This window comes from Oceanispirochaeta sp. M1 (assembly GCF_003346715.1).
Lineage (GTDB): Bacteria > Spirochaetota > Spirochaetia > DSM-2461 > DSM-2461 > Oceanispirochaeta.
Genome location: NZ_QQPQ01000088.1, coordinates 1 through 6,975, shown reverse-complemented (window position 1 = coordinate 6,975; position 6,975 = coordinate 1). Strand labels below are relative to the sequence as shown.

The following is a 6,975-nucleotide window of genomic DNA, read 5'->3' as shown; positions in this document are numbered from 1 at the left end:
TATTACTAATGACAATTGTTGGTTGGAATCTCTTATTACAATTAGAGCAGCGAATGGTTCGATTCTCAGTCAGCCACTTCCTTTTCATCCGGAATATCCCGTCCTTCTTATGTAGCTTTGCAAATTCAGGAGTAGGGATATCATTCTGATAACTGTCAGAAATCTCCTTAGCATAATGATACTTCTTACAATGAGGGCAGAAATGGACTGGTATAAACTCAATTGATCCCAGTTTAAAAATAGCCTCCGGTTCCATAAGAGAAACATTATTTTGAATCTCCTGAATATTGGATTTGTCGACCGTGACATGAGCAGCCTGAAATCTATCCAGGGATTTAAAAAAAAGATCCTTATTTTCAACTCCAAAAGAGGCGGAGACTCTCTCACCCAGCTTCTGAAACGTTCTGATAAACTTTCCTCGTTTCTTATCGCCTGTTGATATTGCTGTTAATAATTGATCTATTTCTTCTTGTGATAACACTTCTGTCATAATCAGTCCTCCCTGGAAATATTACTATATGCAAAGAGAGGGACATAAAATGAGGATGTGATAAAACAATCCCAACTGTTAAATTCATTTTCTATAATGAAAATACATCATAGGCCTGGACATGCCGGTGGTCCTCCTCTTCCTCCCCCAGCAGAACCTGGACGCGGAGCCCATCCTGCAGCAGAGAATGAAGGTCTTTGAGGCTTGAGTGTAGTATGAGAGGAATATCTATATTGATATTTCTTTGGGTCCGCCAGCCCTCTAGGCTGGACTGGCTCTACGCTATAGCTGCTTTTCGGGCGGCTTATTCCCGGCTCTGTCCCGCCGCCGGAGCCCCCCGGCAGCTGCCGCTGCGATCCTTCGTAAGAATCAAACAGGTCAATGTGACCAATGTCACCAGAGTTCTAAAAGAGAAAAGAATATAATCAACATCTAAAAACACTTACCTGGTTAAATGTAACATATGTATACAACCATACAGGTAAATTACATTGACACATAAATATATCCAGTATAGGATTGAATAGTGGAAGTTGCTATTTATAACAAAGAACTCCTTAAGCTTTATACAGTAGGAAAAAGTAAGAAATACAGAATTCCTCCTCAAGTTCTGACCAGTTTTTTTGAGGTTGTGGAAATACTCAAAGCAGCCAAAGATATTTATGATCTCTGGAAGGAACCATCTTTGAATTTTAAACATCTGGTAAATTCAAAAGCCCGCTACTCTCTGCGCCTTTCCGGTAAATATCGCCTGGAAGTAAGCATAGATTGGGAAAACGAGCAAAAAACCATTGGAATCATCTGTATTGAGGAGATCAGCAGCCATTACAGCTAATGGTTTTATCAGGAAGGGAAGGAGATAAAAATGCCCAGTATCAATCAATTAAAACCGGCTCAAATAGTAGCTCCGGGAGATATTGTAAAACGTTTTCTGGATGTGAGGTCCTGGACACAGGAAGATTTGGCTGATATCACAGAGCTGTCGATGAAGTCCATCAACCAGATTATCAATAGAAAGCAGGGAATTTCAGTTGAGACCGCCAGGCTCTTTTCCCGGGCCTTTGAGAACAGCCCTGAATTCTGGTTGAACCTTGAAAATCAGTATCGCCTCGCCCTTTCCCGGGAGATAAAAAAAGAGCAATCCGCTGGAATCAAAGCGAAAATACGCCAATACATGCCCGTGCTGGAAATACAAAAAAATGGCTGGATCGATGTACATGAGAAAACCGCTGAAGGATATAGGGAAAGCTATCAGGAAATTTGGGATACAAATAAAAAACCTGATTTCTCTGAATATAAAGATGAAAAAAACTATTGTGCCAGGCAGAATAAAGAAGATGATGTGTACACACAGAATTACAGTATTACCTGGTATAAAATTGCTTTAAACCGTTCCAATCAGATTTCATGCTCCCCCTATGACTACAGAGGATTACAAGAAATTCAAAAAAACTACTCCCAATATACAAACTCTCCTTCAGGAATCACTCTGATTATGGAGAATCTTCATAAGATAGGAGTCAAATTCCTCTACCAGAAACATCTGTCCAAAACTTACCTCGACGGAGCCTGTTTCTACAGCGGTGAAAATCCGGTTATTGTGTATACCTGCCGTTACGACAGAGAGGATAATTTCTGGTTCACTATGGCACATGAGATAGCCCATGTACTGAATCATTTCACTGAAGAGAAAAGTCTTTATATTCTTGACAATCTGGATGAACATTCTTCTCTCGATAGAGAAAAAGAAGCCGATAAAATCGCCTCTGATATGCTCAAAATTGAGGAGATATTGAAGCTGGGACATCCTCATTCTAATTACTTTAGTGAGAGGAATCTTCTGGAGATATCTGAAAAAACCGGCATAGGTTCTGCAGTAGTTCTCGGAACTCTTCAGTACCATGGTTTTGTTGATTATCGCAGCCGTCTAAACAGATATAAATCTAAAATCAGGCAGATATTTGAGGCATAGATTTATATAAAATAAAATATTTTGTTTTAATATATGCATTTACAAGATGATTAGATAATTTTAAAAAACCTGGAACTAATTGTACTCTAACATGTATTTTTGTATCTGAGTCTTAGCCGCATCATTCAGTTTCAAATGGCATCGCGGTGTCCACCAGGCAACAGTATCAATTTCGCTTATAGGTTTGGGATCTCCTGTTGCTTCAACAACAAAAACTTTTGCATCGTTCCGAATTTTCTTATTGGGCCAAACGGGTCCAAGGTAGGCGTCAAAGTAACGGGAAGAATGGGCTATCATACCCGTTTCTTCTGCCAGTTCTCTCTTACAGGCATCCTCTCTTGTTTCATTCTTCTCCGCCTTACCTCCCGGTAAAGAGTAGTATTTCTTATGCTTTTCCAAAACGAGAAGAATCCCCTTCTCTGTTTCTACCAGTGCAACTCCTTTTCGCCGTATATAAATTGATGGATTCATATAGACCTCCCCTATCATTAAATATCGAACATCATATCTAAATGTAGAACAATTTAACGTCTAAATCAAAATCTGTTGTTCATTTATCGGATTGGACCTTAGGAAGCTGCTTGAGAAGTGCGAAACTTTTTGACGACATACAATCCCATTATTTTCCTTCAGAACTCTTCCTGAAAAACATCATTCCATCTCATATCGCGATATACAATATTTTTATATATCAATACTAATTAAACCCTGCAGATGATTCCAGGCTTCCAGGGGGCTGTTCCCTTTCACAAGGCTCAAACCCCCGTCCCGGATAATCAATTTCTTCAATAGATCAGCACCAGAGGAATTATCCTTTTTGATCTGCTTATTTAATATGTTTTCCAGTTGGGCAGCACGGAAGCCATTGAGTACCATATTTAAAGAGGACTTTAGAAAGGGATCTGGAATCTTATCCGGATTATTCTCATTCCACTCGCTCGAAGGAGCACTGAGGAGTAATTCCATTAGACTAGGACTGGATTTCTCAGGTTCAAATTTTATAATCATCTTAAACCTCCCGTAGTTCCTATTAAAACAACTATAACATACACATATGTCATATCTTGGCATGTATAAAATAATATATATGTGCCAGGAATTGACACACTTCTACTTTATAATGAAACAACTGACAGATTAAGGAGCAGCTTATCGCAGCAAAAATAACAGTCCACAGAGGTTCCAATGAAATTGGAGGTACCTGTATCCAGATCAGTACCAGCAGCACAACCATCCTCCTGGATATCGGCCTGCCCTTAAACGGCATAGAAGAGGAACCTTCAACAGTAGAGTATGACCTGCCGGATCTTCCCCAAAAGATAGATGCAGTCTTTATCAGTCACTACCACAAAGACCACTGGGGTCTGGCAGGACTTCTAAAAGAGTCCACTCCCCTCTACCTCCCGGGTAAAGCTAAGGATCTCCTGTTGATGCAGCAAAGGCTTCTAGGCAGGGATCAGAATTCATTTCTGCATACATCAAAACCATACAAACCGGGAGAAACCCTTCATATAGGAGATATCACAGTAAAGACTCACCTAGTGGATCACTCCGCCATGGATGCCTGCGCTTTTGAAATAGACGCTGATGGTGAACGTATTGTCTATACAGGAGACTTCAGGAAACACGGCCGAAAAGGAAAACTCTGGTATAAATTCATAAATGACATCGAATCACCTGTAGATAAATTGATCTGTGAAGGAACAATGCTGAGCCGCACTGATTCAAAGGTTCCCACGGAAGATGAGCTTGAAAAAAGAGCTATTGAGATCCTTAAAACACACGAAGGTGGTCTCGCTCTGGGCTGGGGATCATCTGTCAATTTTGACAGAATAACCACCTTCTACAGAGTGGCAAAGCAGACAGGGAGAGAGCTGGCTGTAGACATATTCATAGCCCATATGCTGAGTATCGCCGCCAGAGGAACAGGACTCCCCGACCCGAAGACATTTGATGACATCAGGGTCTACTATCCCCCTGCCATCAGTAATATGATTACAAAGTCCTGTGGTAGTGAAATGCTCTACCCCTACAAAAACAAAAAACTCTCCAGGGAAGAGTCAAATGCCAACCCGGGCAAGTACCTGATACTCACAAGACCTTCCTGCCGTCCCAGATGGCTGGACCAGATAACAAACTGGGAAAACAGCGTCCTCTTTTACTCCCAATGGTCGGGATACAGAAAACTAAAAAAGAACGACAATTTCCTAAGCTGGCTTTATACTAAAGGCTGCAGGGATGTAACCCTGCACACCAGCGGCCATGCCGATCCCGACACAATCCGCAGGACTATTGAGAAACTTAATCCATCTGAGGTGATTCCGGTTCATACTGAGAATCCGGGGTGGTTTAGTAACAGAGACAAATAGGAGAAGTAGATAATGGGCAAATTTCAAAGAACAGAACTAATAGATTTTGATGATATAAATGAAACAATTACTATAAAAAAACCTACTGATAATATGCAAGATGATTCTGCGGCCTTTGAGGCATGGAGTATGCTCTTAAAAGTCACCGGCGAATATAAGTCAGTTACACTTAAATTCAATTCACTTAATAATCCAACTATTTTTGAATTTAATAATCTTGATACAAATCAACAATACTATGTACGTTTCCTGTACAGGCTATTTAAATTTAAAGAAGCCATGAATTCATGGTTCAATATTCATAAAGATAATATATCTGAAGTTGATCAATTTAAAAGACTCTTTAATGATGCTAAAAAAATTAATCATATTCCAGATAGTCATTCTACTTTTAGTAAAAATCCCAAAAAAGAACATATTCTTGAAAAATCATTTCTTCACAATTTATTTGGTGATGAGATACGAGTTGAACATGGGTTAGAGGATCAAACATACTGTGATCAACTACCTGTAGGCATTTTCTGTGACAAAGTTAAAGATAAAAGTAGAATATTCAATAAGGGAGCAATTGATTTATGGTCTATCGATTCCCACAATAAATTATGTATATATGAACTGAAAGAACCTAATAATCAAGGAGCTGGGATTGTATCAGAATTATTCTTTTATGCAAATTTAATGAGTGATTTGATATCTGGAAATAATAACTGGCAATTAAATCCAAAAAAATCATCATATCGTGGATATGGAAGTCTCCAAACACTTAAAACAAAAGAGATTAATGCCTTCTTTTTAGTTAAAAATTTACATTCAAGCCTAGAAAAATTTAAAGTAGATATTTTAAAACTACTTAACTCATCAGATAAAATAAAATATGAAATATTGTACTACGATGTTTCTGAAAACTGGGAGAATGAATTAATTCACAAATTATCAGAAATATATAATTAAGATTGCAAATTAAAATCAGACCCTAAATTCTGAAAGGAAAATCAGAATACTTCGAGGTATCAATATCAAAGACTGTTCCCACCTCAGTTAAACATTCTCTGAAACAAGTAATTGTATCATCTATATAATTCTGTAGATTCCCTTCATAAGGAGGAAACAACACATTATATCCTTCAGATAAAAAATCTTTAGAATGTGCAGGAAGATGTTTTTTATCTTTAACTCCCGATAGAATTGCTCTAATACGTACAAAATCATGAAGGATAATATTCCCATGGAAATAGAATTTATACTCGTCTTTATTATTCATAATTCCAGGTAAAGAGCAGATAAAATAAAAGATCTCACTAATCAGATCTTCCATCAGCACCTTTTCATCTACTTTTATCCGACAGAACCCCTCCAGTACCTTAATATCTGCCGGGGTTCCAATATAGAGAGACTGGCTGATATTCTTTATTTTTGCCTCCCTGTAAAAGGATGCAGCCTCTGCGATATTCCTGACACAATTAATTTCTATCAAGAGATTCCCCTCATATCTAAGAGTTAATTTATTACGGATTGAGTCTGTAAAAAGATTTCTAGTATTCAGATCCTGTTTAATAAAATCTTCCATCTCAGAAACAGTTAATTCAGTCACAACAAACACATCTATATCAGAATTGGCGGTCAGTTCACCCCGAGCCATAGAACCAAATATAAACATTGTCTGGATTTTAGCACTGGAATCCAATACTGCCACAAGCTGTTCAAAATTAAGTAATAATTCCAAAGGGATTTCATCAAGTTGTTGTTCGAAATCAAGATTTCCTTTGATGGTAAACTGCTGTGTGATCTTCTCCCCCCAAAGCGAGATAAGATCACCCGTTTGAAATTCAATACCGCATCGTTTAATTGTATTTTAGAAAATCCGGATGAAAGTTGCCACCCATTCCGGTTCAAAGTTGCCAGTGATTCCGGACGAAAGTTGCCACCCATTCCGGTTTAAAGTTGCCACTTTTTAAGCAATTTCCGGAATCATTTTTTTAATGACTTCATTCAACCTCAAAAGAAGAGCACACTACTACTGAAAAACAGATTTCAGGAGATGAATGTGCCGCAGAAGAGGATTACCGTGAAGAAGTCAAAAGAAATAATTCGACTATATATTCAGTCGGATCTCAGCCGTCGTCAAATAGCATCTGCTCTTCAGA

Annotated in this window: 9 protein-coding genes; 5 read left to right on the top strand and 4 right to left on the bottom strand. The window is 38.4% G+C overall.

The window, feature by feature from the left end; genetic code table 11:
- The coding region (locus DV872_RS25595) for a hypothetical protein (RefSeq protein ID WP_147283274.1) at nt 1–490 on the bottom strand (490 nt) is incomplete at its 3' end.
- 233 nt (nt 491–723) lie between these two features.
- Between DV872_RS25595 and DV872_RS25590 the strand changes: the two genes are divergently transcribed.
- The 3 genes from DV872_RS25590 to DV872_RS25580 all read left to right on the top strand — a co-directional run bounded on the left by DV872_RS25590 (nt 724) and on the right by DV872_RS25580 (nt 2,462).
- Entirely contained in the window at nt 724–915 is a 192-nt protein-coding gene (locus DV872_RS25590; protein ID WP_147283273.1) for a hypothetical protein, read from the top strand.
- A 101-nt stretch (nt 916–1,016) separates the two neighbouring features.
- On the top strand, nt 1,017–1,325 hold the full coding sequence (locus DV872_RS25585; protein WP_158547190.1) for a type II toxin-antitoxin system RelE/ParE family toxin: 309 nt from the start codon (nt 1,017–1,019) through the stop codon (nt 1,323–1,325).
- A 30-nt stretch (nt 1,326–1,355) separates the two neighbouring features.
- The gene (locus DV872_RS25580; protein ID WP_114632815.1) at nt 1,356–2,462 is read left to right on the top strand and encodes an ImmA/IrrE family metallo-endopeptidase; all 1,107 of its coding nucleotides are present in this window, start codon (nt 1,356–1,358) and stop codon (nt 2,460–2,462) included.
- Between the two features lie 75 nt (nt 2,463–2,537).
- On the opposite strand, the gene DV872_RS25575 is transcribed toward DV872_RS25580, so the two are convergent.
- Entirely contained in the window at nt 2,538–2,933 is a 396-nt protein-coding gene (locus DV872_RS25575) for an NUDIX domain-containing protein (protein ID WP_158547189.1), read from the bottom strand.
- Nucleotides 2,934–3,146: 213 nt separating this feature from the next.
- On the bottom strand, nt 3,147–3,470 hold the full coding sequence (locus DV872_RS25570; protein ID WP_114632813.1) for a hypothetical protein: 324 nt from the start codon (nt 3,468–3,470) through the stop codon (nt 3,147–3,149).
- Nucleotides 3,471–3,598: 128 nt separating this feature from the next.
- Between DV872_RS25570 and DV872_RS25565 the strand changes: the two genes are divergently transcribed.
- Nucleotides 3,599–4,831: an MBL fold metallo-hydrolase gene (locus DV872_RS25565; protein WP_158547191.1), complete on the top strand. Its 1,233-nt coding sequence runs from the start codon at nt 3,599–3,601 to the stop codon at nt 4,829–4,831.
- Nucleotides 4,832–4,843: 12 nt separating this feature from the next.
- On the top strand, nt 4,844–5,782 hold the full coding sequence (locus tag DV872_RS25560; RefSeq protein WP_114632811.1) for a hypothetical protein: 939 nt from the start codon (nt 4,844–4,846) through the stop codon (nt 5,780–5,782).
- A 22-nt stretch (nt 5,783–5,804) separates the two neighbouring features.
- Here the strand turns inward: DV872_RS25560 and DV872_RS25555 are convergent, their stop codons facing one another.
- Nucleotides 5,805–6,554 (bottom strand): nucleotidyltransferase domain-containing protein, encoded by a 750-nt coding sequence (locus tag DV872_RS25555; RefSeq protein WP_158547188.1) that lies wholly within the window; start codon nt 6,552–6,554, stop codon nt 5,805–5,807.
- Between the last annotated feature and the right edge of the window lie 421 nt (nt 6,555–6,975).

Bases quoted from the DNA above. Each gene is read 5' to 3' on its own strand.
- DV872_RS25580 (WP_114632815.1), top strand. From the start codon at position 1,356: ATGCCCAGTATCAATCAATTAAAACCGGCTCAAATAGTAGCTCCGGGA.
- DV872_RS25560 (WP_114632811.1), top strand. From the start codon at position 4,844: ATGGGCAAATTTCAAAGAACAGAACTAATAGATTTTGATGATATAAAT.
- DV872_RS25575 (WP_158547189.1), bottom strand. From the start codon at position 2,933: ATGAATCCATCAATTTATATACGGCGAAAAGGAGTTGCACTGGTAGAA.
- DV872_RS25570 (WP_114632813.1), bottom strand. From the start codon at position 3,470: ATGATTATAAAATTTGAACCTGAGAAATCCAGTCCTAGTCTAATGGAA.